The 26,848-nt window shown below is 37.4% G+C and carries 30 protein-coding genes; 16 read left to right on the top strand and 14 right to left on the bottom strand.

The features are described 5' to 3' along the window. The first annotated feature begins 199 nt into the window (after positions 1-199). Positions 200-1,504 carry a citrate (Si)-synthase gene (locus J7J10_00385; GenBank protein MCD6129403.1) on the top strand — a complete coding sequence of 435 codons (1,305 nt, stop codon included), beginning with the start codon at positions 200-202 and terminating at the stop codon, positions 1,502-1,504. Between the two features lie 59 nt (positions 1,505-1,563). Beyond that, positions 1,564-2,322 carry a peptidoglycan editing factor PgeF gene (pgeF, locus tag J7J10_00380; GenBank protein MCD6129402.1) on the top strand — a complete coding sequence of 253 codons (759 nt, stop codon included), beginning with the start codon at positions 1,564-1,566 and terminating at the stop codon, positions 2,320-2,322. Here the strand turns inward: pgeF and nadC are convergent. Together nadC and nadA are read right to left on the bottom strand one after the other, a co-directional pair. Continuing rightward, positions 2,315-3,142, bottom strand: a complete 828-nt coding sequence (nadC, locus tag J7J10_00375; protein MCD6129401.1) for a carboxylating nicotinate-nucleotide diphosphorylase — start codon at positions 3,140-3,142, stop codon at positions 2,315-2,317. The two genes, pgeF and nadC, sit on opposite strands and share 8 nt — an antisense overlap. Next, positions 3,139-4,050, bottom strand: coding sequence for a quinolinate synthase NadA (nadA, locus tag J7J10_00370; GenBank protein ID MCD6129400.1), 912 nt, complete (start codon positions 4,048-4,050; stop codon positions 3,139-3,141). The genes nadC and nadA overlap by 4 nt, the downstream gene beginning before the upstream one ends. 91 nt (positions 4,051-4,141) lie before the next feature. Between nadA and J7J10_00365 the strand changes: the two genes are divergently transcribed. The 3 genes from J7J10_00365 to J7J10_00355 are packed head-to-tail and all read left to right on the top strand — an operon-like array spanning position 4,142 to position 7,296. Beyond that, on the top strand, positions 4,142-4,546 hold the full coding sequence (locus J7J10_00365; GenBank protein ID MCD6129399.1) for an archease: 405 nt from the start codon (positions 4,142-4,144) through the stop codon (positions 4,544-4,546). A 42-nt stretch (positions 4,547-4,588) separates the two neighbouring features. Next, a complete protein-coding gene (locus J7J10_00360) occupies positions 4,589-6,010 on the top strand; it encodes an RtcB family protein (protein ID MCD6129398.1) in 1,422 nt (473 codons plus the stop codon). A 2-nt stretch (positions 6,011-6,012) separates the two neighbouring features. Further along, the gene (locus J7J10_00355) at positions 6,013-7,296 is read left to right on the top strand and encodes a UDP-glucose/GDP-mannose dehydrogenase family protein (GenBank protein ID MCD6129397.1); all 1,284 of its coding nucleotides are present in this window, start codon (positions 6,013-6,015) and stop codon (positions 7,294-7,296) included. On the opposite strand, the gene J7J10_00350 is transcribed toward J7J10_00355, so the two are convergent. From J7J10_00350 to typA, 7 genes are all read right to left on the bottom strand, one after another. Further along, positions 7,297-7,863, bottom strand: coding sequence for a CDP-alcohol phosphatidyltransferase family protein (locus J7J10_00350; GenBank protein ID MCD6129396.1), 567 nt, complete (start codon positions 7,861-7,863; stop codon positions 7,297-7,299). It abuts the gene before it with no gap. Next, positions 7,860-8,483 (bottom strand): signal peptidase I, encoded by a 624-nt coding sequence (lepB, locus tag J7J10_00345; protein ID MCD6129395.1) that lies wholly within the window; start codon positions 8,481-8,483, stop codon positions 7,860-7,862. The genes J7J10_00350 and lepB overlap by 4 nt, the downstream gene beginning before the upstream one ends. Beyond that, positions 8,480-10,258: a translation elongation factor 4 gene (gene lepA / locus J7J10_00340; protein ID MCD6129394.1), complete on the bottom strand. Its 1,779-nt coding sequence runs from the start codon at positions 10,256-10,258 to the stop codon at positions 8,480-8,482. The genes lepB and lepA overlap by 4 nt, the downstream gene beginning before the upstream one ends. Before the next feature lie 19 nt (positions 10,259-10,277). Then, on the bottom strand, positions 10,278-11,618 hold the full coding sequence (gene lnt, locus J7J10_00335; protein ID MCD6129393.1) for an apolipoprotein N-acyltransferase: 1,341 nt from the start codon (positions 11,616-11,618) through the stop codon (positions 10,278-10,280). A gap of 98 nt (positions 11,619-11,716) precedes the next feature. Continuing rightward, positions 11,717-12,580, bottom strand: a complete 864-nt coding sequence (hflC, locus tag J7J10_00330) for a protease modulator HflC (protein ID MCD6129392.1) — start codon at positions 12,578-12,580, stop codon at positions 11,717-11,719. Further along, positions 12,577-13,596, bottom strand: a complete 1,020-nt coding sequence (gene hflK, locus J7J10_00325; GenBank protein ID MCD6129391.1) for an FtsH protease activity modulator HflK — start codon at positions 13,594-13,596, stop codon at positions 12,577-12,579. The genes hflC and hflK overlap by 4 nt, the downstream gene beginning before the upstream one ends. 122 nt (positions 13,597-13,718) lie before the next feature. Then, on the bottom strand, positions 13,719-15,497 hold the full coding sequence (gene typA, locus J7J10_00320; protein ID MCD6129390.1) for a translational GTPase TypA: 1,779 nt from the start codon (positions 15,495-15,497) through the stop codon (positions 13,719-13,721). A 128-nt stretch (positions 15,498-15,625) separates the two neighbouring features. Here typA and J7J10_00315 point away from each other — a divergent pair, with 128 nt between their 5' ends. Genes J7J10_00315 through J7J10_00295 form a run of 5 tightly spaced genes read left to right on the top strand, consistent with a single transcriptional unit; the run spans position 15,626 to position 19,307 of the window. Continuing rightward, complete coding sequence (locus J7J10_00315; GenBank protein ID MCD6129389.1) at positions 15,626-16,060, top strand: amino acid-binding protein; 435 nt, start codon at positions 15,626-15,628, stop codon at positions 16,058-16,060. Further along, positions 16,057-17,358, top strand: a complete 1,302-nt coding sequence (locus J7J10_00310) for a phenylacetate--CoA ligase (GenBank protein MCD6129388.1) — start codon at positions 16,057-16,059, stop codon at positions 17,356-17,358. Before J7J10_00315 ends, J7J10_00310 begins: the two co-directional genes overlap by 4 nt. Then, positions 17,358-17,834 carry an HIT domain-containing protein gene (locus tag J7J10_00305; GenBank protein MCD6129387.1) on the top strand — a complete coding sequence of 159 codons (477 nt, stop codon included), beginning with the start codon at positions 17,358-17,360 and terminating at the stop codon, positions 17,832-17,834. The genes J7J10_00310 and J7J10_00305 overlap by 1 nt, the downstream gene beginning before the upstream one ends. Positions 17,835-17,845: 11 nt before the next feature. Beyond that, positions 17,846-18,175, top strand: coding sequence for a LapA family protein (locus J7J10_00300; protein MCD6129386.1), 330 nt, complete (start codon positions 17,846-17,848; stop codon positions 18,173-18,175). Next, the gene (locus J7J10_00295) at positions 18,135-19,307 is read left to right on the top strand and encodes a tetratricopeptide repeat protein (GenBank protein ID MCD6129385.1); all 1,173 of its coding nucleotides are present in this window, start codon (positions 18,135-18,137) and stop codon (positions 19,305-19,307) included. Before J7J10_00300 ends, J7J10_00295 begins: the two co-directional genes overlap by 41 nt. Here the strand turns inward: J7J10_00295 and J7J10_00290 are convergent. The 5 genes from J7J10_00290 to J7J10_00270 form a co-directional block, all read right to left on the bottom strand. After that, entirely contained in the window at positions 19,304-19,492 is a 189-nt protein-coding gene (locus J7J10_00290; GenBank protein MCD6129384.1) for a hypothetical protein, read from the bottom strand. The genes J7J10_00295 and J7J10_00290 overlap by 4 nt on opposite strands. Positions 19,493-19,613: 121 nt before the next feature. Next, complete coding sequence (locus tag J7J10_00285) at positions 19,614-19,829, bottom strand: hypothetical protein (protein ID MCD6129383.1); 216 nt, start codon at positions 19,827-19,829, stop codon at positions 19,614-19,616. Positions 19,830-19,844: 15 nt separating this feature from the next. Next, positions 19,845-20,606, bottom strand: coding sequence for a type IV toxin-antitoxin system AbiEi family antitoxin domain-containing protein (locus J7J10_00280; protein MCD6129382.1), 762 nt, complete (start codon positions 20,604-20,606; stop codon positions 19,845-19,847). A gap of 135 nt (positions 20,607-20,741) precedes the next feature. Beyond that, positions 20,742-21,125, bottom strand: coding sequence for a PIN domain-containing protein (locus J7J10_00275; protein MCD6129381.1), 384 nt, complete (start codon positions 21,123-21,125; stop codon positions 20,742-20,744). A 20-nt stretch (positions 21,126-21,145) separates the two neighbouring features. Then, entirely contained in the window at positions 21,146-21,400 is a 255-nt protein-coding gene (locus J7J10_00270; protein MCD6129380.1) for an AbrB/MazE/SpoVT family DNA-binding domain-containing protein, read from the bottom strand. A gap of 682 nt (positions 21,401-22,082) precedes the next feature. On the opposite strand from J7J10_00270, the gene J7J10_00265 reads away from it, so the two are divergent. The 6 genes from J7J10_00265 to trpB all read left to right on the top strand — a co-directional run. Further along, entirely contained in the window at positions 22,083-22,274 is a 192-nt protein-coding gene (locus tag J7J10_00265; protein ID MCD6129379.1) for a hypothetical protein, read from the top strand. A 128-nt stretch (positions 22,275-22,402) separates the two neighbouring features. Next, complete coding sequence (locus J7J10_00260) at positions 22,403-23,812, top strand: anthranilate synthase component I family protein (GenBank protein ID MCD6129378.1); 1,410 nt, start codon at positions 22,403-22,405, stop codon at positions 23,810-23,812. Then, on the top strand, positions 23,793-24,359 hold the full coding sequence (locus tag J7J10_00255) for an aminodeoxychorismate/anthranilate synthase component II (protein ID MCD6129377.1): 567 nt from the start codon (positions 23,793-23,795) through the stop codon (positions 24,357-24,359). The genes J7J10_00260 and J7J10_00255 overlap by 20 nt, the downstream gene beginning before the upstream one ends. Further along, positions 24,359-25,366: an anthranilate phosphoribosyltransferase gene (trpD, locus tag J7J10_00250; GenBank protein MCD6129376.1), complete on the top strand. Its 1,008-nt coding sequence runs from the start codon at positions 24,359-24,361 to the stop codon at positions 25,364-25,366. Before J7J10_00255 ends, trpD begins: the two co-directional genes overlap by 1 nt. Then, entirely contained in the window at positions 25,359-25,976 is a 618-nt protein-coding gene (locus J7J10_00245) for a phosphoribosylanthranilate isomerase (GenBank protein MCD6129375.1), read from the top strand. Before trpD ends, J7J10_00245 begins: the two co-directional genes overlap by 8 nt. After that, the coding region (gene trpB / locus J7J10_00240; protein MCD6129374.1) for a tryptophan synthase subunit beta at positions 25,960-26,848 on the top strand (889 nt) is incomplete at its 3' end. The genes J7J10_00245 and trpB, both read left to right, overlap by 17 nt.

The raw sequence follows: 26,848 nt of genomic DNA, 5'->3' as shown, positions 1-26,848 counted from the left end.
CTAAAGCCCTCTCTTTTGGCCTTAGATTATGGTTTATCAGGTGTTCACTTTTAAACTTTAAATCGTACAAAAACGGTTCACTTTTAATTTTTAAATGACAAGAGAGTAAAACTTGCTTGACATATTTAGTATAAGATGATAAAAGTAATTGTTAGACGGGATAAAGTAAAATATAAATTATATGTAAAGGAGGTTGGAGATGGCATTGAAAGAAGTATTGGCAAAGAAGATTGATGAATGGCGACCGAGGATTGTAAAATTGCTCAAAGAACACGGCAATGATAAGGTAGATGAAGTTACCATCAAACAGATGTATGGTGGAATGAGAGGCATAAAGTCTTTGGTAACGGATATTTCTTACCTTGATCCGATGGAAGGCATTAGATTTCGTGGTTATACCATTCCAGAGTGCTTGGAAAAGTTGCCGAAACCAGCTGGGAAAGATATGCCTTACGATGAGGGTCATTTTTATCTGCTTTTAACAGGAGATATGCCGACAGAAGAAGATGTTGCCGATATACGGGCAGACTGGAGCAAAAGATATGAGCTTCCTCAGTATGTGATTGATATTTTGAGAGCATTTCCGAGGGATACTCGAGCAATGTCTATGTTCTCTGCGGCAGTAGTTGCTATGCAGAGAGAATCTAAGTTCTTCAAGACTTATGATGAAGGCAAATTGGGAAAGATGACGGCCTGGGATCCAATGTATGAAGATGTTATGGATCTATTACCCAAGATGGCTACTATTGGCGCTTATATCTACAGAATGAAATATAGGAATGACACACCTATTGAACCAGATCCAGACTTAGATTTCGGTTCAAACTTTGCTTATATGATGGGTATTCCCGAGCCTTATGACGATGTAGCCAGGATGTATTTCCTGTTGCACTCTGACCATGAGAGTGGAAATGTTTCTGCCCATACCGGTCACTTGGTTGCCAGCGGATTGGCGGATATCTATTATTCAGTTTCTGCTATGATCGATGGTCTGGCTGGTCCATTGCATGGTTTGGCAAATCAGGAGACATTGAAGTGGATACAGGGCATGATGGAAAAATTGGATTATCAGGAACCTACTCCGGAATTATTGAAGAAATTCTGCTGGGACCTGTTGAATTCCGGTCAGGTTATTCCTGGGTACGGTCATGCGGTTTTGAGAAAGACTGATCCCAGATATATGGCTCAGAGAGAATTTGCTTTGAAGCATCTGCCTGATGATTTGACATTCAAGTATGTAAGCGGGTTGTTCGAGGTAGTTCCTGACATTTTAACGGAGCAGGGAAAGGCAAAGAATCCATGGCCAAATGTTGATGCACATTCCGGTTGTATTCAGTGGTATTATGGTGTTCGGGAGTATGAGTTCTATACCTGCTTGTTTAATATTGGTAGAGCGTTCGGTGTAACCGCCAATATCATCTGGGATAGAGCTTTGGGTCAGGCTCTTGAAAGACCAAAATCCCTTACTACAGACATGCTGGAAAAGATTGCAGGAATCAAATAACAAGGGAAGTTTTCTTAAAGAGTAAAAGGGGTGCATATATATGCACCCCTTTTTTATTTATGGAAAAAGATTTCATTAAGGTAGAAAATCAAGGTAGCCTTTATTTTAAGCCCAGCTTAGCAGAAAAGTATAATGTATTATGTTTTTTCTTTTCACGCTTGGGTGGTTTAAGCAAAGAACCATTTTCTTCCTTTAATTTTAGTTTTCAGGTTGGAGACGACCTTGAAGCTGTAAAGAAAAATTTTGCCAAGTTAAAGGAAGTTACAAAAGCTTATAAAATTATTACTCTTAATCAGATTCATTCGGATAAAGTATTTATCTATAATGGTGGCGAATATAAAGAAAGAGAAGGAGATGCCATTATAACTGCGCAAAAAAAGGTGTTTATTGGGGTAAAAACGGCGGATTGCTTACCCATAATGCTTTTAGACAAGAAAAATAATGTTGCTGCTGCTATTCATGCCGGGCGGAGAGGAACTGTTAAAAATGTATTGGGTGAGACAATTTCTGCTCTTTATCGAAAGTTTAACACCAAGCCAGAAGATATTCTGGTATTTACAGGCCCTTATATTTGTGAAAATTGTTATGAGGTAAATGAAAAGATTGCTAAAGGGTTTCCTTTAAAATGTTTTAGTGAGAGAAACAACAAATTTTACGCTTCTTTATTAAAGGCGAATATATTCCTTGCAAAAAGTAGTGGTGTTTTAAAGTCAAATATATATTCCTTAAATTTATGCACAAAAGAAAACAAAATGTTTTTTTCCTACAGAAGGGACGGAAAAACGGGAAGAATGATATCTGGTATTATGCTTAACTGATCTTCATGCTCATATCCAGCCATACTGCATGATGAATTATAGCCCCGCAAGATATATAATTCACTCCTGTTTTCGCTACCTGTTCAATATTTCTTTCGTTTATATTGCCTGAAGCTTCTAACACTGCCTTTCCATTTGCTATTTCTACTGCTTTTTCCATGTTTTCTATATCCATATTATCCAGCATAATAATGTCAACTTTCAAAGATAATGCTTCTTTCAACATTTTCAGGTTTTCTACTTCCACTTCAATCTTGGTGGTAAATGGAATAGTTTTTTTAGCTCTTTTTACCGCCTCTTTTATACTACCTGCGATCTTTATATGATTGTCTTTAATAAGAACGCAGTCAAATAAGCCCATTCTGTGATTTGTCCCTCCGCCTATCCTAACCGCGTATTTTTCAAAGTAACGAAAACCGGGTGTTGTTTTTCTGGTATCTGTAAGTTGGGCTTTATGATTTTCTATCAATGAGCTTAATTGATGCGTTTTTGTGGCAATACCAGAACATCTCTGAACAATATTTAAAGCTGTTCTTTCTCCGTAAAGTATTGTTTTATCTTTTCCTCTTATATGAGCAACGATGTCTCCTTTTTTTATCCTTTTCCCTTCACCTTTCAACAGTTCTATTTCTGTATTTTTATCAAGCAGTTTGAATAGAGGTTCTAAAAATATACCGCCTGCCAGTATGCCATCTTCTTTGGTTAAAATATAGGTATCACAAGTTTTGTCTGAGCTGATAGAATCTGTAGTTAAATCACTATAGTGGGCATCCTCTAAAAAATAATTTCTTAATAGATTTTCCAAAAACAAAGGATTCATACCTTAAGTTCAAGCATTCTCTGTATAGGCTGGCGTGCGTTTTCCAATATATAGGCTGAAAGTTTTATTTCATACCGTTCATATAATAAGGCATCTCTCAATTTTAGCATATCCGTTTTTTTCATATCTTCACAGATTGCTTCTTTTAAAATAAACAGTTCTTTTTCTGGCACTTTCTTTTTTATAGGATAAGTTACACCTTGTTCTGTGCCGATAATGATCCTCTTTATATTAGTTTGAGTGGCAAAATTTATAACGCCTGTGGTAGAACCAATTGCATCTGCTATATCTCTGATCTCTTTACTGCATTCAGGATGAGCGGCTAACTTTGCATCAGGATATTTTTCTTTAATTTTTAATATATCTTTTTTCTTGATTGCTGTATGCACATAGCAATAACCGTTCCAGAGGAATATCTCTTTATCTGGCACATTCTTTTTTACATATTCTCCTAAGTTTTTATCGGGAACAAATAAAATCCTATTTTGAGGAATAGCTTTCACCACACTTACCGCATTGGCAGAAGTACAACAGATATCAGAGACAGCCTTTACCTCTGCTGTCGTGTTCACATAGGAAACGACGGCAACATCTCCCAATTCTTTTTTCTTTCTTAAAACAGCGTCTTTTGTTGCAAAATCTGCCAATGGACAACCAGCATCAGCAGCAGGCAACAAAACCTTTTTCTGAGGAGAGATGATCTTTGCCGTCTCTGCCATAAAACGCACCCCGCAGAAAACGATAATAGCGGCATCCGTTTTAGATGCAGCAACGGCTAAAGCCAGGGAATCACCGGTGAAATCGGCAATGGCCTGTATAGGATCCATTTCGTAATAATGAGCCAGGATAACCGCATTTTTCTGCTTCTTTAATGTGTTTATTTCATCAATTAATTCTTCATTACTCATTTTGCAAAGGATATAAAATTAAAGTCATAAAATCAAGCAAATCTGAACGGATTTGCTTGATTTTATGTTTAGTATTCAGATAAACTAAATTATGGATTATATTTTTCTTAATCATACTGCTGATATCTATATTAGTGTATTTGGAGAAACAAAAGAAAAGCTTTTTACCAATGCTGTTTTGGCTATGTATGATATTATGATTAAGGGAGAAAAACGCATAGAAGATATAAAAAAATTAAAGATTGATTGTATAGATGAAGAAGATGCTTTAATAGATATGCTGAACGAGTTTTTATACCTATTTTATACCTATAGATTTGTGTGCGTGGATTGTAAAGTAAAGATAAACGAAAAACTGGAAATAGAGGCGTCTGGTTACTATTTTGATAAAGATAAAGATAGACTAAAGACGGAGATAAAAGCAGCAACCTATGAATATTTAAAGATAGAAAGAGAAAACCACAAATGGAGGACGAATGTCGTTTTTGATGTGTGACACAAATCGCAGATTTGAGCCGTAAAAAAACGGAGTTTTTTTATGAAGATTGTTAAGGTTTCTCCCTTTATATATGATATTGAAAGAGAAGGCGACATGCTTGTTCCGGCACGGATGTTTACTGATGAGGTGCTTCTGGAAAAGATAAAACAAGATAGAACGATTGAACAGTTGATTAACATCACACATCTGCCGGGTATCGTGAAAAGAGCATTACTTATGCCTGATGGCCATCAGGGATATGGATTTCCCATTGGTGGAGTTGCGGCGTTTGATATAAAAAAAGGTATTATTTCTCCGGGTGGTGTAGGCTACGATATAAACTGTGGAGTGAGAGTTGTTGCTTTGTCTATGTCTCTTTCCGAGATAAAGAGTAAGTTGGAAGAGGTGATGAAAGCTTTATATCTTAGGACGCCGAAAGGTGCAGTGAGCGATGCTGCGATATATCCAGTAAGAGGAAAGGAGTTAGATGATATTTTGACCTATGGAGCAAGAGCAGCAGTAAAAATAGGATTTGGAAAAGAAAAAGACTTAGAGAGAATAGAAGATGATGGCTGCCTGATAGGTGCAGACCCATCAAAGATAAGTGAGAGGGCAAAGGAAAGAGGTGGCAAAGAACTGGGTTCATTAGGTTCTGGAAATCATTTTTTAGAGATAGATGTAGTGGATGAAATCTATGATAAGGATGTAGCCCATGCATTTGGTTTAGAAGAGGAAGAGCAGATTGTTCTTCTTGTTCACACCGGATCCAGAGGATTGGGCCACCAGGTGTGCGGTGATTATATAAAGAAGATGAGAAACATTGATTATGGCATTACTGTCCCGGATAGAGAATTGGTTAGTGTTCCTATTTTATCTGAAGAGGGAAAGGAGTATTTTTCCGCTATGTGTGCCTCCGCTAACTTCGCCTTTGCCAATCGTCAGGTCATCTCTTTTAGGGCAATAGAAACAATCAGAGAAGTATTGAAAAAGAATGTAGATTACAATCTTGTCTATGATGTGTGTCACAATATTGCCAAGATGGAAGAACATATAGTAGATGGAAAAAAAGTGAGACTATGTGTGCATAGAAAAGGAGCAACCCGGGCATTTCCTCCCAAACATAAACTTACACCCCTATGTTATAGAGAGGTAGGACAACCGGCAAACATTCCTGGTAGCATGGGGAGTTATTCTTATATCTGTGTGGGTACTAAAGAGGTAATGGAAGAAAGTTTTGGAAGTATCTGTCATGGTGCAGGTAGAATAATGGGTAGAAGGAAAGCATTGAAGTCTTTCAAAAAAGATGTTCTTGAAGACTTAAAGAAAAGAGGTATTATAATTCTTTCACCCAGTATAAGATCTTTGTTGGAAGAGATGCCGGGTGCATATAAGGATATAAAGGAGATTATCTCTATTGTGGAAGGTGCGAATTTGGCGAGAAAGGTTATTAGACTTAAGCCAATTGGCGTGATAAAGGGGTAGATATGCATATTGGTGTAATCGGAACGGGATATGTAGGATTGGTGACTGGAGCTTGTCTGGCAGAATTTGGATTGGATGTTACCTGTGTGGATATAGATGGAGAAAAGATAGAGGTATTGAAGAAGGGAATTATTCCCATATTTGAACCGGGACTGGAAGATTTGGTTAAAAAAAATCTCAAAGAAGGAAGATTGCATTTTTCTAAAGATGTTGCCTCGGCAATAAAAAACAATCTTGTTATCTTTGTTACAGTGGGAACGCCATCCAAAAGTGACGGTTCGTGCGACATGAGATATGTGAAATCCGTAGCCGAGATGATTAGAGAAAATGCTAATGGGTATAAGGTCATTGTGAATAAATCTACGGTGCCGGTGGGAACAGGTAGATGGATGAGAAAATTTGTCGCCAAAGATGTAGATGTTGTAAGTAATCCTGAATTTTTGAGAGAGGGAGCGGCGGTAACGGATTTTATGTATCCAGAAAGGGTGATTGTTGGTGCGGAGAGCGACCAGGCTATTGCTATAATGAAGGATATCTATACTCCTCTATATCTAAAAGAAACACCATTTGTTATCACAAATATAGAGACGGCAGAGCTCACCAAATATGCATGCAATAGCTATCTGGCTTTAAAGATTACATTCATCAACGAGATTGCCAATCTTTGTGAATATGTAGGAGCGAATGTAGATGATATAGCAAGGGCTATGGGTTTGGATTCACGCATTGGGTCTAAGTTTCTTCATGCCGGACCAGGATATGGGGGTTCCTGTTTTCCGAAGGACACAGAAGCCTTACTTAATAAGTCAAAAGAGGTAGGTTACGATTTTCTCCTTTTGAAAACAACAGTGGAGGCGAACAAGAGGCAGAGAGAGATTGCTGCAAAAAAGATAATAAATGCTTTGGATGGAGAGGTAAAGGGAAAGGTGGTTGGTATTTTAGGATTGTCATTCAAACCAAATACGGATGATATAAGGGAATCACCCGCCTTATATATTGCTAAAAAACTAATGAAAGAAGGGGCAAAAGTGAAAGCCTTTGATCCGGTGGCAATGGACAATGCAAGATTAATCTTGCCACAGATCAGTTATGAGAAAAATGCCTATGGTGTGGCAGAAAAAGCAGATGCAGTAGTTTTGGCGGTAGAGTGGAATCAATTCAGGAGATTGGATCTTGTACGTATATCCAGGGTAATGGAAAAGAAAATATTTGTTGATTTAAAAAATGTTTATGATAAAAAACAATTACAATCATTGGGATTTAATTATGTTGGCTGGGGAAAATAATCACATTTTTACCCTGTTATTCTTTAGTATCCTTCCCCCTTTTGTTAAATAATCTACCAGAGAAATTAAAGCCAGAATAATAGTCATATATATACAGAATATCAAAAGATGCTTATTGTACAGGGGGATATTTAGTTTTTCGAACAAGACAAGTCCTATAGTGAATACTTGAAACAAAGTGCATGTCTTGCCATATAGGGAGGGCGTTGCTTCAAAGAGACGCGATACACAAAAAATATATAGGCCATCCGCCACCAGGATGATATCTCTTAGCATCACCACAATCCATAAGATATTGGGTATCCATCCTTTTGCTCCGAATGTGATAAATGTAGAGTTTAAAAGCAGTCTATCGGCAAATGGATCTATTACACTGCCCAACTTGCTTTGCTGATTGAAGCGGCGTGCTATCCACCCATCTATAAGATCACTGACAGCAGAAATGATGAAAAGGATAGTAGCTAACATTATCTTTTCTTTAAAAAGGCAAAAGAGAATAGGGAAAACCATTGCTATTCTTATACAGGTTATTACATTGGGAACGGTATATATTTTATATACTTTCATCTCACGATGTGAAAGAATCTATGCCATCTTACAGCGTAGTGTTTGTTCCATGAAAAATAGACAATGAAAGCCTTGCCTAAAATGTTTTTTTCTGGCACAAAGCCCCAATATCGTGAATCTAATGAGTTATCGCGATTATCCCCCATCATAAAATAGTGGTGGGGAGGAACCTTTACGGGGCCGAAATTGTCCCTTGAGCCGGATATGGTGTGTGCAGAAACATTGGTTGTATAATAGGGATATATATGCGGGTCGATAAATTTTGTATATGGATCGATAAGCAATTTGCCGTTTACATATACTGTTTTATTCACAATTTTAATTTCATCACCAGGTAGACCTATACACCGCTTGATAAAATCTACCTTAGGGTTTGGAGGCCACTTAAATACGATAATATCCCCCCTTTTTGGTTTGGATATAGGAATAATCTTTACATTAAGTACAGGCAATCTTACTCCATATATAAATTTGCATACCATGATGTGATCTCCAATGAGCAGAGTGTTTTCCATAGAACTGGATGGTATACGAAAGGCTTGTACGATAAACGCTCTAATAATAAGAGCGATAATAAGAGCAATGACTATGGATTTTATAAATTTTAGAGTTTTCTTCATTTGCCTTGCATCCCTAAAACCTGAGAGAATGCCTCTTTAGCTATTTTTACATTTCCTATTTCTTTCATGCGTTTTTTTCCTGCTTTTTGTTTTTCTAATAGTTTCATCTTTCTTGTTATGTCACCTCCGTAACATTTTGCCGTAACATTTTTCCGTAATGGTTTTATCTCTTCTTTGGCGATGATCTTTTTTCCTATGGTTGCCTGCAGGCGCACTTCAAATAATTGACGAGGGATTAACTTGCGCAGGTTCTGCAACATTTTTCTAGCATGTAAATAAGCTTTTTCTCTGTATATAATAATACTGAGTGCATCTACCGACTTTCCATTGATTAATATGTTTAACCTTACTACATCAGAGGGTTTATATTCTTCAAACTCATAATCAAAAGAACCGTGACCCTTAGTATATGATTGTAGCCGCTCGTGGAAATCTGTAATCATCTCGCTGAATGGAAGAAGAACTTTTATGATTACCCTGTCAAAAGATATGTATGTCATCCCTTTTTGTATTCCCCGCTTTTCCTTTAGAAGTTTCATTATGTTGCCCAAAAATTCCGTTGGTGTTATTATTTCTGCAGAGACATAGGGTTCCCATACTGACAAAGCATTGTCTGGAAAATGTGCAGGGTTAGAAATGTCTATTATTTTTTCTTCTTTTGTTTTTATGCGGTAAACTACAGTAGCTGCGGCTGCCACTATGTCTAATCCAAATTCTGTTTCCAACCGTTCTTTTGTAATGTTCAGGTGTAAAAGACCTAGGAAACCACATCTGAAACCATAACCCAATGCGGTTGATGAATCTGCCTTGAGAATCAGTGCTGCATCATTCAACTGTAATTTTTCTAAGGCTTTTTTAAATTCTGGAAAATCTTTGGGCTCTGTAGGGTATATACCCGCAAAAACGCATGGTTTAGATTTTTTAAAACCGGAGATAGGAGTGTTTGCTGGCTCTTCAATATTTGTTATAGTATCACCTACCAATGCCTCTTGTATGTTTTTAATTCCACAAACCATATAGCCTACTGAACCTGTGGAAAGTTCGTCTAATATATTTATCTTAGGTGCAAATACTCCACATTCCGTTACTTCATATGTTTTTTTCGTGGAATACATCATGATATTTTCACCGGTTTTAATCTTTCCGTCAAAGACTCTTACCAGGCATACTATACCTTTATAGTTATCATACCAGGAATCTATAATCAGTGCTTTTAGAGGCTTTTCCTTTCCTTCTGGATGAGGTATTTTCTCTATAATTGACTCTAAAACTTTATCTATACCCAAATCGAGTTTTGCAGAAATAAGAATTGCATCTTCTATACTAGTTCCTATTGCTTCTTTAATTTCAGTTTTTGTTTTTTCCACATCTGCCGTGGGAAGGTCTATCTTATTGATAATAGGGATAATCTTTAGATTGTTTTCAACAGCTAAATAAGAATGAGCGATGGTTTGTGCTTCCACTCCTTGAGAAGCATCTACAACTAACAATGCCCCCTCACAAGCAGAAAGGCTTCTGGAAACCTCATAGGAGAAATCTACATGTCCTGGGGTATCAATCATATTTAAAATATATTCATTGTAATTAAGTCTTACTGGTTGTGATTTTATCGTAATGCCGTGCAGTCTTTCTACTTCTAAGGTGTCCAGGATTTGTTCTTTCATCTCTCTCTTGGATAAAGCATGGGTATGTTCAATCAGCCTGTCAGCGAGTGTAGATTTGCCATGATCAATGTGAGCGATAATAGCGAAATTCCTTATTCTTTCTATATTCACGAATTAAAATGTAGGACAATTATCTTTTTCTGTCAATAAATATAAACAGTAAAGACCATACAACAAAAAATAAGGCTGAAAAATATATAAACAGATAGCCGCCTTTTAGATAAACAGATTTTTTGTTTTTACTCAATGAAGAACAACACAAGGCTTTTCTCTCTTCCCAGGCAATTCTGGCTATCACTCTGCCGTAGGGGTCAACGATACAACTTATTCCCGTATTGGCACACCTAATTATCCAGGTTCTATTCTCTACCGCTTTAACGATAGAGGTTCTGTATAGAATATAGGGTAGAATGCTGCCTTTATACCAGGCATCATTACTTATAATTACTATTCCATCTACATCTCTTTTCATCCATTTTCTCAAAAGGGTTTCAAATTCCAATTCATAACAGATTAAAACACCCAACTTATGAGAACCTGCGACAAAGGGGATGGATTCTGTTCCTTTTGAATAATCTTTTATCCCTTTTGTAAAATTTTTTATTAAGGGAATACGGTTAGCCAATGAATGAAATGGTGTAAATTCACCAAAGGGCACCAGTTTGTGTTTGTCATATTGGAAAAAGTTTTTTTGAGGAAAGATCTCAATAGCACTGTTGTATATGTTGCCGTTTTTTTTGGTTATTGCACCAAAGATTAAGGGTTTCTTTATAAAATATGGAAAATATCCTGTAAATAGATAGGGATATACCGTTTCTGAACACACAATGAGGTCTGCATTTTTAGTCTTTTCTATTAAATTAAAATGAATGTTTATGTTTCTTTTAAATAATTTTTCCTGCCATTTTTCATCCTGTGGTATATTCCCCTGAGTTATACACACATTTACTTTACCTTTTGCATCATTCATCATGAATTTTCCGCCAACGAATAGAAAAACAAGTAAAAAAACTCCAGAAAATAAGTAAATAAATCTTTTCTTGTGTAAAAAACAGAAAAACAGCACATTTATCAAGATTGCACAAAAGGATAAAAAATAGGAACCAAACAAAGAAGACCATTGGACAAATGGTAAGAGATGAATGAGTTTGCTTACATCCATTATGGGCAGACCACCTAAGAAATTGTTCTTTATAAACTCAAAAAATATCCATGCAAACGGAGCAAGAAATATGTTTAGTTTTCTACAGGTGAAGGAAAAAACTAAAATGTACAGTGCATGGTATGTAGAGAGAAGAAGTAATAAAATGGCGGAAAGGACAAATGGGATTCCTGCATAATTATGAACAGCTTGGAATACGCCAAAGTAGACGAACAGTAAAAATGGCAAAATGCCGATATATATCCATAGATAATTTTTTTTAGTTTTGGATAAGAATAAAAATAGTGGTACAAAAGAGGAATACACCACTAGTGGCGTATAGATGCTTGCTAACAATAGAATAGAAGTGCATAAAGGAAGGAGCCACACTTACATTATTACCTAAGGAAACTTTCTGTTCAATAGAATTATTTTTTCTTAGGCAGAAGGTATTTGAGGAATTGAGAATCTGGTGCTGCCACAAGCGTCATGTTGTCTTTCAAGGAATTTTTATAGGCTTCCAGGCTTCTTGTAAATGCATAAAATTCAGGGTCTTGACTATAGGCTTCGGCATAAATCTTAAAGGCTACTGCATCACCTTCGCCCTTTAATACTTCTGCTTTTCTTTCGGCTTCTGCCAATATAATAGTTCTTTCTTTATCTGCACCTGCCCTGATTTTAAGTGCCTCCTCTTCTCCTTCAGACCGGTATCTCTTTGCCTCTCTGGATCTTTCCGCCCTCATTCTCTCAAAGACATGTTGTTCATTCTGTTCAGGCAGGTCAGCCCTTTTGATGCGGACATCCGTAATTCTAATCCCATAGGATTTGCCAATCATATCGCATTTTTTGGTTACCGTTACCATAATCTGATTTCTAAACTTGGACACAATTTCGGAAAGGGTGTGTTTTCCCATTTCAACCCTCAGCTGAGCATATACGATATCATCTAATCGGGCTTGAGCTCCTGCTTCATTTTTCACGCTTTTATAGAATTGGAGAGGATCTTCTATGTACCATTTTGAATAGTTATCTATAATGAGATTTTTCTTGTCACTGGTTATAATTTCAGTAGGTGGAGAATCATAAACTAAAAGGCGCTTATCAAAATATATAACTTGCTGAATGAAGGGTGTTTTAACATGAAGACCCGGAGCTTTAATGCCACCTACGGGTTTGCCAAGCTGAACGACTATAGCTTGTTTGGTTTGGTCAACGCTATATAAAGAGCTGCTAACAACGATTAATAAGACAATGATAATTGCTATAACTATAATACTCAGTTTCCCCTTCATCGTTTCTCCTCAATCTGCTTCTCGGGTAGTCCTTTCATTCCTTCCAGGGGAAGGATAGGGAGGACATTTTTCCCCGTTTTGTCTTCTATGATTATCTTTTTAACGGAAGGTAGAACCTCTTCCATAGTTTCTATATACAGGCGTGTTTTGGTGATATCCTTGGCTTTTCGATACTCCTTTAGGATTTGAATGAATCTGCTGGTATCACCCTTTGCACCTTTGATTTTTGCTTCTTTGTATGCGAGAGCTTCATTTACTATCCTGGATGCACCACCCTTGGCTTTAGGCAGAATGTCATTTCTATATCCTTCAGATTCATTTATAATTTTGACTTTATCTTCTTTGGCTGATGCTACATCCCTGAATGCTTCTATGACTGATTTCGGAGGATGAACATCCTGCAGCTGAACTACCTGTATAAGTACTCCTGTTTTATAGCTGTCTAATATCCTTTGAGTTAAGTTTTTAACATCCTGCTGAACCTGGAACTTTTTAACAGTGAGAACTTCGTCTATATTAATTTTTCCTACCACCTCTCTCATCGCTGCTTCTGCCGCATCTTTTACAGTTTCTCTAACATTCCTCACATTGAACAGATACTTGATGGCATCTTTTATTTTATACTGCAAGATGAATTGTATGCTTACTATGTTTTCATCTCCGGTCAGCATTAAAGATTCCTCTGGTATATCTCTATAACGAGCAGGTGGACCCATAGAGACAGTCATGTAACCTATTTCCATTTTTTTAACTTCATCCACCTTTACTTTTAAAACTGATTCTATGGGATAGGGAAAATGATAATGAACCCCTGGTGTGGTGGTATATACAAATTTACCAAACCGTTTCATCACTCCAACCTCATTGGGAGCTACGGTATAAATTCCTGAAAGAATCCAGATGACAACAATTATTATGATAATAATAGAAATGCCGGGCAATTTTAGATTGAATTTACTCTTGAAACGGTTAATGGTTTCTTTTACAGACGGCGGGCGTTCAGTGTCCCACTCCATTATTTTCTCCTTTCAGTTAAAATCATAGCAATATACATATCTTATTAAATCTTTGTTGTCAAGGAAATACCGCTGGTAATTTCCTTGACGGTAAATATAATCAACGAATAAAGATGTGAGATTTAGCACTTACGCATTCTGACATTTTTTGGGGTAACTTCTATTAACTCATCTTCATTGACAAATTCTATGCAGTTTTCCAGGCTCATGATTCGGGGGGGTTCTAATTGAATGGCTTCGTCGGAACTGGCTGCCCGGACATTGGTCAATTTTTTAGGACGGCATACATTGATGCAGAGGTCTTTGCTGCGATTTCGTTCACCAACGATCATTTTTTTATAAACGGCTGTAACTGGCTTGATAAAAAATTGGCCTCTGTCTTTAAGGCTGTGAAGAGCATAGGCAGTGGTATTGCCACTGCGGTCAGATACCAGAGCTCCGGTTTGTCGATAGCGAATATCTCCCTGCCATTTATCCCATCGGAGAAAGCTTACATTAAAGGTTCCCTTTCCTTTGGTGCCAGTGAGAAATTCAGATCGGAAGCCGATTAACCCTCGTGTTGGTACTTCGAATTTTAAACGCACCCATCCAGTGCCATGATTTGTCATAGTTAGCATTTTTCCTCGCCTTTTGCTCATTAATTCAATCACCATACCTGTGTATGGCTCAGGGATATCTATCAGGATTTCTTCGATGGGTTCATGGACAACATCGTTTATATTCTTCGTGATTATTTCTGGTTTTGAAACTTCAAATTCATAGCCTTCTCGACGCATGGTTTCAATAAGAATGGAGAGTTGGAGTTCTCCGCGTCCTGATACCTTAAATGCCTCATGGGAATCTGTGGATTCTATCTTTATGGCAATATTGGTCAGCGCCTCACGACGAAGTCTTTCTTTTAAATGCTGTGAGGTGACAAACATGCCTTCTTCACCGGCAAGAGGGGATTTATTAACGGTAAACATCATACTGAGAGTAGGTTCATCCACAATGATGGGGGGCATGGCAACAGGATCTGCTAATTGGGTAATTGTTTCTCCGATTTTAATGTTTTCTATGCCAGCAATAGCTACTATTTCTCCACAACCGGCTTGAGTAACAGGTTGTTGTTTTAAGCCTTCAAACACGAAGAGTTTAACGATCTTTGCTTTTTGCACATCTCCATTGAGCTTGGCAATGGCTATCTCTTTGCCTGACTGAATTTGTCCTGAAAAGATACGTCCGATTGCCAGCCGTCCGATGTAATTATCATAACTTAAATTGGAAATCAGGACTTGTAGGGTATCTGTGCGCAGAGACTTGGGAGCAGGAATAGTTTTAATAATGGTTTCGAAAAGAGGGCCTAAGTCTTTGCTCTCATCTTTTAGGTTTGTTTTGGCTATACCTTCACGACCAACGGCATAGATCACAGGAAAGGCAAGGAGGTCTTCATCGGCATCTAAATCTATAAATAGGTCGTAGATCTCGTTTAATACTTCTTGGGGACGAGCTTCTTTTTTGTCTATTTTGTTGATTACCACAATGGGTGTGAGTTTTTGTTCTAAAGCTTTGTGTAGAACAAAGCGGGTTTGAGGCATGGGACCTTCCACCGCATCTACCAGCAGCAGAACACCATCCACCATCTTTAAGGTGCGTTCTACTTCACCGCTAAAATCTGAATGGCCAGGCGTATCTACGATGTTAATTTTTGTACTGTGATACCATACTGAGGTGTTTTTGGCCATGATGGTAATCCCTCGTTCTCTTTCTAAGTCTAAGGTATCGAGAATGCACTCCTTCACCTTTTCATTTGCTCGGAAGATACCAGATTGTTTGAACATAGCATCTACCAGAGTTGTCTTGCCGTGGTCGACATGGGCAATAATAGCAATATTTCTTAAAGCATAGTTTTTTGTTTCCATTTTTTCACTCTTTAGAGAAGTAAGATGGAGTAAGATAATACACCTTAGAGAAGAAAAGGCAAGAGTTATATTATTGATAAGTTAAGGATTTGTGTTTATACTTTGTTGAAATGCTTTAGGAGGAAATAATGTGTAGGATTACTCAGCTTTCTGTTTTTATTGAGAACAAGAAAGGTAGATTCGCTCATGTGGTGGAACTTTTGGGAGAGAAGGATGTAAATATCAGAGCAATGTCTTTAGCAGATACGGTGGATTTTGGTATTTTGCGATTTGTAGTGGATAAACCAGATGTAGCATATAGCATTCTTAAAGAAAATGGTTTGATTGTAAGAAAGGATGAAGTTTTGGCGATGGAAGTGGAGGATAAGCCTGGGGGATTAGCTAAGCTTCTTCAATCTATCACCAAACAGGATTTGAGTGTTGAGTATATGTACACATTTAATAATGTATTGAGCGGCAAGGCTGTAATGATATTTAGATTTGAAGATACGGTTGAGGCGATAGAAAGATTAAAGGAGATAGGCGTGAAATTGCTTCCTTCAGATTATTTTTGGGGGATATGATGATCTGGGACAAGAATGAAACATTACCCGAAGAAAAGATAAAAAAGCTTCAATTGGATAAGTTACAATATATCGTAGATTATGTGTACAAAAGAGTGCCTTTTTATAAAAAGAAGTTGGATAAGGCAGGATTAAAACCATCAAGTATAAAAACATTAAATGACTTAAGGCTTGTTCCCTTTACTACAAAGGATGATTTTAGGGCAAACTATCCGTTTGGATTGTTTGCAGTGCCGTTAAAACAGGTAGTGCGTATTCATTCTTCATCAGGAACAACAGGCAAGCCTATTGTTGTGGGTTATACACAAAAAGATGTAGAGGTGTGGAAAAATTTAGTTGCTCGTTTTATAGTGGCAGGTGGGGTAACAGCAGAAGATATAGCGCAGGTTTCTTTCGGTTACGGTTTGTTTACAGGTGGATTTGGCTTGCATTACGGTTTGGAAAAGGTGGGGGTAACAGTGATTCCCATCTCCAGTGGCAATACAAAGAGACAGGTTATGCTGATGAAAGACTATGGTGTAACAGTGCTCATAGGGACACCATCTTATGTTTTACATATTGCGGATGTGATGAAGAATGAGGGGATTAATCTTAAAAGAGATCTAAAATTGCGGGTGGGCCTGTTTGGCGCAGAGCCGTGGACAGAAAATATGAGAAAAAGGATCGAGATAGAATTCAACATAAAGGCATACGATAATTATGGCCTGAGTGAGGTGATAGGACCGGGGGTAGCAGGAGAGTGTTTTGCTCAACATGGTATGCATATATTTGAAGATCATTTTATAGCAGAGATAGTGGATCCGAAGACAGGAGAACTTCTGCCCGAAGGGGAATGTGGAGAATTGGTGTTGACCACCTTAACGAAAGAAGCTTTACCAGTTTTAAGATACAGAACAGGTGATATAACCAGGATTTATAGGGAGAAATGTTCCTGCGGGCGAACAACGATCAAGATGGATAAACCCATAGGAAGAACAGATGATATGCTGATCATTAGAGGAGTGAATATCTTTCCTTCCCAGGTTGAGGAAGTCTTATGCAGTATAGAGGGAGTATCCCCTCATTACCAGATTGTAGTGGACAGAGAAGGAGCAATGGATGTGATGGAGGTCTGGGTGGAAATGACGGAAAAGATGTTTTTTGATGAGATGAGAAAACAAAGACTTTTAGTGGAGCGAATTAGAGATGAATTGCGTAGTGTTTTAGGGATGAGTGTGGGAGTGAGGTTAGTAGAACCTGGCACTGTAAAGCGTAGTGAGGGAAAGGCGAAAAGAGTGATAGATAAAAGGAGAATATGATGGATAGATTATGGGCGCCGTGGAGAATTAAATATGTTTTGAGTATTAAAGATGAAAAGGGATGTTTTTTATGTAGTAAGTTAAAGGAAAATGATGATGAAAAAAATCATGTTATCGCCAGAGGGAAATACTGTTTTGTTGTTATCAATATTTATCCCTATAATCCAGGACATTTAATGGTGGTTCCCAACCGTCATACTGCGGATATTACTTCTCTGTCTTCAGAAGAAGTGGCAGAATTGTATGGATTTGTGAGGAAAGCTATCTCTGTCATAGATAAATCAATGCAACCCGACGGATACAATATTGGTATGAATTTGGGTAAAATTGCAGGAGCAGGAGTAAAAGATCACATGCATATTCATATTGTTCCTCGCTGGTCTTCGGATACCAATTTTATGCCTATTATCTCGGATACGAAGGTGATAGCAGAATCTAACGATGAGGTATATCGCCAGTTGAAGAAGTTTTTTTAACAGGAGGGATTATGAAAACTTTAAGAGTTGTTATCCTGGCAATTGTGGTGGTTTTTTTCATTGCTTTTGTTTTACAAAACAATGAAAATGTAGAGATAAGATATTTTACTGTTTTATCCTCGCCTTTACCTTTGTGGTTGGTAGTATTTATTACTCTGTTTGTAGGTCTCCTTATAGGCTGGCTTTTTTCATACTTGAGTGAAGTGGAGTTAAGGAGATCATTAAAGAAAAAGAACAAAGAATCTGAAGAATTAAAAAAAGAGGTTGAGTATCTAAGAAATCTACCAATAGTGGAGAGGAGTGAGCAAAAAGAGAAAGAAACAGAAGCAGATGTGGACTGAAATTATAAGTCAAAGAATTGTTTTTGATATTTCTATTGCCTTTGTAGCGGGCTTCCTTGGCGGCTATGGAATGAGATTTTTAAAGAAACGAAAGGAGAAGGCAAGAGAAAAGAGTATAGAGGGTTATGTAAAGGGAATAAGTTATATAATTGATGATGAGACGGATAAAGCTATAGAAGAATTGGCCAAGGTAGTGACAGATCAACCGGACTTGATAGATGTGTATTTGAGTATTGGCAACCTATTCAGGAAGAGGGGAGAGCTCAATAGAGCGCTTATTGTACATAAGAGTCTTTTAGGCAGATCTCACCTGAGTTATGAGAAAAAAGCGGACATTTTTACCAGTATAGGAGTGGATTATAAGAAAGCAGGATTATATAGTAGAGCAGAAGAAGCTTTCAAGAAGGCATTAGAACTAAACCCACTGGATAAACAGGCACACAAATTTTTAGAAGAGGTTTATGAGGACAATAAAGATTGGGAAAGTTTGGCAAGATGGCAAAAGAGATTTGGGTCAGAGGATAATGTGGTTGCTCATCTTTATACGGAATGGGGGAAGAAATTGTTTGCCGATGGTGATTTAGATAAAGCTCAGGAAAAGCTAAAAAAAGCCTTTGACAGTGATGAGAGCTGTGTGGATGCTTGTCTATGGTTGGGAAAAGTATATATGGCAAAAGATAAACAGAAAAAAGCATATGAGATATGGAGAAAAATAGCCATAGAGAAGCCGTCTTTTGCCTATCTTGTTTTAGAAAATATGGAAAATAAGGAGAAATTAAAAGGAGTAGTGAGGGAAATGCTTATTAAAAATAAAACCAGCATTTATGCTCTTTATTTCGCTGCTCGTTCCTATGAAAGAATTGCTGAACCTTCAAAGGCTTTAAGTTTATACCGCTTTTTATTTTTTAAGAGAGGGTTTAAGGGAGTGTATATTGCTCAAAGGTTGCTTGATGTGCTTTCACTGTTGGGAAAGGATAATGAAGATATGCAAATAATAATGAAGGAGAGTTTAAATTATGTCGGCGGCAGAGAAGTGAAATATGTTTGTACACGGTGCGGTTTTATTTCTTCTTCTTGTTTCTGGCGCTGTCCGCAATGTAAAAACTGGGATACGGTGAAAGTAGAAATTTAATTATCTTTTTCTTTCGTTTTTTTCTCTAATGCGTTTTTAATGTTTTTCAATTCACTCTTTATATTCCATAAAATAAAGGGCAGGACGAGCCACGAAACAAATATTACTATAAAGGCGGCAATTAAAATGATGGTTATAAAACTACCTGCTGTACTTGTAAATGCTTCTCTCAATATATCCCACATATTCTGAGACTACCTATTTTATAAGATTTGTCAATAAGTTAGATGGTTTTAGATGGTTTTTGTGGTTACTATTCAAAAATGTCACAAAGTAAGAATAGGGTTGCGTCTTTGCATTTGATATTCACCTAATTCCTTCTTCTATTTTCTTTGTTATTTTCCTAAACATTCCCGATGTCCTCTTGTCATTATTTGCCTTTTTCTCAAATCTCTTTGCCGCTGCAGATATGCTTGTATAATCCATATTAAACAGTTCTCCTATCTCTCTCAACGGCAATGCTGTATATCTTTTTATCAGATATATAGCCAGCTGTCTATAAATATTACCCTCTTGCCTTATTTCCTGTTTTTTTAATCATTCCAATTCTCCCAAGACGCTTTCATCTATATTTACAATTAATCTCCATTTTGCATTTTTCTCGCCCTTATGTGGCATTGTCGGGTCAAGATAAAGGTAGTTTCTTGTATTAACTTCAGGGATAGAAATAGTTATTCCTAAAAGGTCGCACAGATAGCCAAGTCTCCTTAAGATTGCCGAATTGCTCATTTTTTCAGCATATTTGACAAGATCATCCTTGTTAAATTTTCCATTTTTCAGCCCCTTTGTCACTTCAATTATTCCTCCACAGTATTGAGGCTTATCAAGGCAATCAATTATAGCTTTCTCTTTATCCGTGATATTTATTTGAGTTTCTTCAATCCATTCCTTCCTTATGCCAAAAATTTTTGATTTTTTTACTCTGACAATCTTATATTTCACGCCAAAAATGTTCATCTGTTGTTTCTTTTTCCACGAAGTGGTCTGCATAAAAACCGTTGTTGGTATTTGTTCAGTTAGTCCATAGTAATTTAAGGCACTCCAGTAGGAAATTGCATAAGGACTCACAATAACAGAACCGATTATGAATTCATGCAAAGTGTATTTTCCCTTCTCACCCCAAAGAGGGATGAGCATATATTTACCTCTTTCTATTCTCTCTATTAATCCTATTTTTCCCAGTCTATAAAGAATCTTCCTGAGATATTCCCTGTTTGTTCCAGTAATTTTATAAACATCATCAAGGGTGAATATTTCCTTTTCCCTGGCTATTTTAGATAAAAAATCAATATTTCTCATTCTTACTTGCAATAATACCCAAATTTGTCCACTCTGTCAAGTATAATTGAGAAAATGGATTTTTCAATTGGTATATAGCTGTTGTTGTCAAAACAGAATAACCGAGCATTCAGGTCAGGGGGTCAGGCTTTATATTCACTTTACAACACTGATATCCAGCTTATCAAAATCTCTATCAAAAGTGGCTATCGTGTCTATACCGTTTTTCTTGATTGTTGTATATATAAGGCAATCACCAAATTTTATGTTTAAGTTGCAATACAAGCTCAGAGCTTCTCTAATAGAGAGTTCCTTCTCCACCTTGATTTTAGGAGTGTTTATTAAACTTTCTATCATTTCCTTTTTCTCTACTCTTGATAATTTCTGAATAGAATCATCAATTTTGTGTATATTTCCCAGAACATATATAGTTTCAGCAATGGCCTGTTGGGGGACAAAGATTACACTTTTATTTTTTATAAATTCTTCCAATAGTTCCTTTACTCTTTTGGTGTGTTTTCTTTGTATAAATAAAGACAATATGAAGTTTGTATCTAATGCTATAGCAGAGATCTCTTAACTCCTTCCTCTATCCTTGCTTCCTCTATCAGTTCGTCTATATCTATTTCTTTTTTGGGTTTAATGTATCCTACATAATCAAGTGCAGTTTTTTTCTTTTTCAGCACAAATCCTTCTTCTGCTTGCTCAAAAACCACCACATCCCCCGGTTTTATACCCAATTTATTTCTAACTTGCTTTGGGATGCTTATTTGACCTTTTTTAGATACACGAAGCTTTGTTGCAACCTTTGGCATAAATTCCTCCTTTTAAACTTAATCTTTACTTTAATTATAGTAAAAATTGTGATTTTATCAAATTTTATTGGTCTGTTTCTGAATACAGTATTACATTTAATATTTTGTAGTAAAAATAGAACAAAAGAGTGGCCAAGCTTTGTTATATCGATCTTGATTTTCGTCTTGCTTATGCCTGTTTGCATAATTTGAAAGTAAACATTTATTTTAAAGCCGTTATCATTTTCTTCACAATCTACTGCACCTGAAAAGTTAATTCCACTTTCTTCTCTTACATTTGCAACGCAATTTTCCCTTAAATTTTCAAATAATGCTTTGCAAAATGGGGAATATTCCATAAGAAGAAAAAAATTCTTTTATTCCATATAGTAGGGTTAATGCCTCGCGGCTCGCCGCGTTTTGTCATAAAAATTCTCCCTTAAAATTTTTACGACCAAATCTGCGTTTTGTGTCATTCCCGCCTGCCTGCCGTGCCTGCACAGGCAGGTGAAAACGGGAATCCAGATTCCGCATCAGGTGCGGAATGACAAAGAAGGAGAAAATCCGCTTAATCCCGAGGCTAATATTTCTTTTTTCATCCAATTCTGGGTAATCCAGAGACTAATATTCTTTCCAGATTCCGCATCAGGTGCGGAATGACAGGAGGAAGTAATGTCACCCCGCACACCGATGCGGGGGCGGAATGACATCTGGTGATACCCTGCTCTATGCGGTGGAGTTATTTATTGTTTATCTTGACAACTGCCGAAGGCAGTTGCAAGGAAAGATACCTCTGGTATTTTTCCTTGACAATAAATATAAAATATATATCTTTATACTCATGAAAATGATATTTAAGGTTTGGTGGTGGGCAGTTAAACCTGCTCGCCAGTAAGTTTGAGATAAATTTAACTCAAGCCGCTTGGCGCAGACAGGAAAAGGATGTCTGAGTCGGCGGCTATTTTTGTATGGGCTTGACGGCTTGGATGAGTCGTCAAGCCTTTTTTGTTTGGAGGTTTTATGTTGAATATGTCCGAAGGTGAATTTTTGGAATATCTAAAAAGTTTTGACATCGTCCCTTTATACGCAGATTTTCCCTGTGATACGGATACAGCTATATCTATTTATTTAAAACTCAAAGATTATGGGGCCTGCTACCTTTTAGAGAGTGTAGAGAAAAGTAAAAGATGGGGCAGGTATTCGTTTATAGGATTTGACAGATTGGAGACATTTTCCTTTAGCATTGGCGAAGATGAGAAGCCTTTGTCTTTGCTTAAAGATAGATATTTCTCCAAAAAAACACTCAAATTGAAGGAATTGCCTCGTTTTTTTGGGGGTGGCGTGGGGTATATAGGATATGATTGTGCTTCTTTATGGAATAAGATTGCCTTACCTTCAGAAGACATCTATTCCCTGCCGGACATTTGTCTTTTATTTACAAAGGCGGTTATCATATTTGATGATTTTCGTAAGACATTTCGCATAGTTTATAATGCAATGCAGCCTCAAGATTATGAAAAAGCAGAAAAGATGATAGATAAAATTCTGTCTCTCCTCCGCCGTCCGTTCTCTTACGATGAGGGGGGAGGCAAATCTTTTCCTGTATCCACTTTACACAGAGAAGCGTTTGAAGAGATGGTAAGAAAGGCAAAGAGGTATATAGAAGACGGCGAGATAATACAGTCTGTTTTGGCGCATCACATTGTATGTTCAACAGATGTGTCTCCTTTTGATATCTATCGGACTTTAAGGAGGAGTAATCCTTCTCCTTATATGTTTTACATTGATTTTGATTCTTTTAAACTCATCGGTTCATCTCCAGAAGTTCTGGTGAGATTGGAAGGAGAAACCATTGAAATCTCGCCTATTGCAGGTACTCGTCGCAGAGGCAAAACAAAAAAAGAGGATGAGAAACTGGAAAAAGAACTCCTTCAGGATGAGAAAGAAAAAGCTGAGCATTTGATGCTTGTTGATCTGGCAAGAAATGATGTGGGAAGAGTAGCGGAAGCAGGAACTGTAAAGGTAGAAAATTTCATGTATGTAGAGAAGTTTTCAAAGGTTATGCATATCGTTTCCGACATTAAAGCAAAAATAGAGAAAGATAAAGATATGTTTGATCTATTTAAATCCTGCTTTCCCGCAGGAACGGTGTCCGGTGCACCAAAGGTGAGAGCGATGCAAATAATTGCAAGCTTAGAAAAAACAAGAAGAGGTCCTTATGCCGGTAGTGTGGGTTACTTTGGATATGATGGGAATATGGATATGTGCATCACCATACGCACCATTGTGTGGAAAGAAAATAAGGCATTTGTGGGTGTGGGTGCAGGAATCGTTTATGATTCTCTTCCTCAAAGGGAATATGAAGAGACAATGGAGAAGGCATCCGCCTGCATCAATGCATTAGGAGAGGAAAATGATATTAATGATAGATAATTATGATTCTTTTACTTACAACCTGGTTCATCTTTTAAAGGGAATGAAGAAAGGTGTGGATGTTATTCCCAACGATGAAAAAGATTACATTCGGTGGGTAGAAAAAAGCGAAGCTGTATTCATCTCTCCCGGGCCTTCTGTGCCGGAGAATGCAGGCATTAGTGTGGATGTAGTGAGGAGGTTTTACAAAACAAAACCTATATTTGGGGTGTGCTTGGGTCATCAGGTAATTGTCTATAGCTTTGGAGGAAAGATTGTAAGAGCGAAGAGAATTGTGCATGGAAAGGCATCTCTTATCTATCATGCGGGTAAATACATTTTTAAAAATATACCCTCTCCATTTGTTGCTATCAGGTATCACTCTCTTTCTGTAAGCAGGGAGAATTTTCCTTTAGAGTTAGAAATTTTAGCGGCGAGTGAAGATGAAGAGATTATGTCTATCAAGCATAGAAATTTTCCCGTGTATGGGGTGCAGTTTCACCCGGAGTCTATTCTTACAAAATACGGCGAAATGTTAATCTATAATTTTTTAGAGGAGGCAAAATAATGCTGAGTAAATTGGTACAGAGAGAAAGTGTGAAAAAGGAGGAGATAAAATCGTTTTTGAAAGATTATCTTGGGGAAAGGAAAACAGAGGCAGAAATGGCCTCTTTCCTTACAGCCTTGCGAATGCGAGAGGAAACGGCAGAAGAGATTGCAGCTGTGGTAGAGATAATGGACGAGGTGGCTATACATCTAAATTTAGACGATGAGATAAGAGAGAATGCCATAGATACCTGCGGTACGGGTGGTGATGAGAAAGGCACATTTAATATTTCTACAGCCTGCGCTTTTATAGTAGCAGGAGCCGGTGTTTATGTGGCAAAACACGGAAACAGGGCAGTATCCAGCAGATGCGGCAGTGCAGATCTACTCAATGCTTTAGGCATAAACATAAACCTTGAAAAGGAAAAAGCAGAGAAGATATTAAAACAGGCAGGCATTATCTTTCTATTTGCCCCTTTGTTTCATCCTGCTATGAAAAAGATCGCTCAAGTAAGAAAAGCATTGGGTTTTCGCACCTTATTCAATATTATCGGACCTTTGCTCAATCCTGCAGGTGTAAAAAGACAGCTTATCGGCGTACCTTCTCAAGCAATGATGGATACTCTATCGGCTGTAATCAAACTCCTGGGGAATAGAAGGATAATGTTAGTAAATAGTATGGATGGCTTAGATGAGGTGAGTGTATGTGCAGATACGCATATTGCCGATGTAAACGGTATGTTTATAAAGAAGTATACAATCTCTCCTGGGGATTTTGGTATAAAGAGATATAGATTAGGTGTTTTAAAAGGTGGAGAGGTGACTGAAAATACTTGTATTATGATGGATGTTTTGAACAACAAAGACAGTGCATATAGAGATGCAGCTTTAGTGAATGCAAGTGTTGCTCTCCTAACAGCGGACAGAGTAAAAGATCTAAAGGAAGGATACAAAATGGCAGAGTTATCCCTTGCAAGCGGTAAAGCAAAGCAAAAGTTTGAATTATTGAGGAAATTGAGCAATGATTAAAGTAAAAGTATGCGGTATTACAAATATAGAAGATGCAATGCTGTGCATCTCCTTGGGAGCGGATGCATTGGGTTTTGTCTTTTATGAAAAGAGCCCGCGTTGTGTAGATATTTATAGGGCTAAGGAAATCTGCTCCAGGTTGCCTCCCTTTATTATCAAAGTAGGGGTATTTGTAAATGAAGATGAGAAAAGATTAAGAGATATTTTCTATTTTTCAGGATTAAATGTCGTTCAGCTGCATGGTGGAGAATTTGTGAATTATGTGTATAATTTAAAAGCATTGTTGCCAGGTGTGCATATAATAAAATTTGTAAGAAATATGAATGAAGCAGAAATATTTGCTCCTGTTGTAGATTCGTTTATTGTAGACAGCGGTGGGGGCACGGGGAAGGTTTGTGATTGGGAATTTGCCAAAAACTTGAGAGAAACAATTTCTCTTCCTCTTATATTAGCCGGCGGATTGGATGGAAGGAATGTAAGGGAAGCCATAAAAACAGTCCATCCTTATGCGGTGGATGCATGCAGCAAATTGGAGAAGGAAAAGGGCAAGAAAGACAATGGAAAATTGGAAGAGTTTATTAAGGAGGTAAGAAATAGTGAAACTGCCTGATGAGCAAGGATATTTTGGTCCATATGGAGGGAGGTTTATACCAGAAACGCTTGTTTCCGTATTGGATGAGTTAAAACAGAAGTATTTTAACATCGTTAAGAGAGATGATTTTCAAAAAAAACTCAATCACTATTTAAAAACATATTGTGGAAGACCTACACCTCTATATTTAGCGGAGAACATGAGTAGAGATTTGGGGTTTAAGGTCTATTTGAAGAGAGAAGACCTAAATCATACCGGTGCTCATAAGATGAATAACACATTGGGGCAGGTACTTCTGGCAAAATTCATGGGCAAGAAGAGGGTTATTGCAGAAACAGGTGCAGGGCAGCATGGAGTGGCTACGGCAACAGCCTGTGCACTACTCAATATTCCCTGCAAGGTATACATGGGAAAGATAGATTGTGTTAGACAAGAGTTAAATGTGTTCAGGATGAGACTGTTGGGAGCAGAGTTGGAAATTGTAGAAAGTGGTTCGCAAACCTTAAAAGATGCAATAAATGAAACGATAAGGGATTGGGTAACAAATGCCAATGATACATACTATTGCTTGGGTTCGTGTGTAGGACCAGATCCTTATCCTACAATGGTGAGAAATTTTCAAGTTATAATCGGCAAGGAAACAAAAGAGGAAATGTTAAAAGTAGAAGGTAGATTACCCGATGTGTGCGTAGCGTGTGTAGGAGGAGGCAGTAACGCCATTGGATTGTTCTACCCATTTTTAGAGGATAAAGTAAAACTGGTTGGAGTAGAGGCAGGAGGAAAGGGAGAAAAATTGGGTGAAAATGCCGCTACCATCTTGTTGGGTCAAGCAGGTATATTGCACGGAGCAAAGACATATATTCTTCAAGACAAATACGGTCAGATTATTC

The sequence above is a fragment of the Deltaproteobacteria bacterium genome, assembly GCA_021159305.1.
Taxonomy (GTDB): domain Bacteria; phylum Campylobacterota_A; class Desulfurellia; order JAGGSF01; family JAGGSF01; genus JAGGSF01.
Note: the sequence above shows the minus strand (reverse complement) of the source record. Positions and strands in the feature narration are given on the sequence as shown.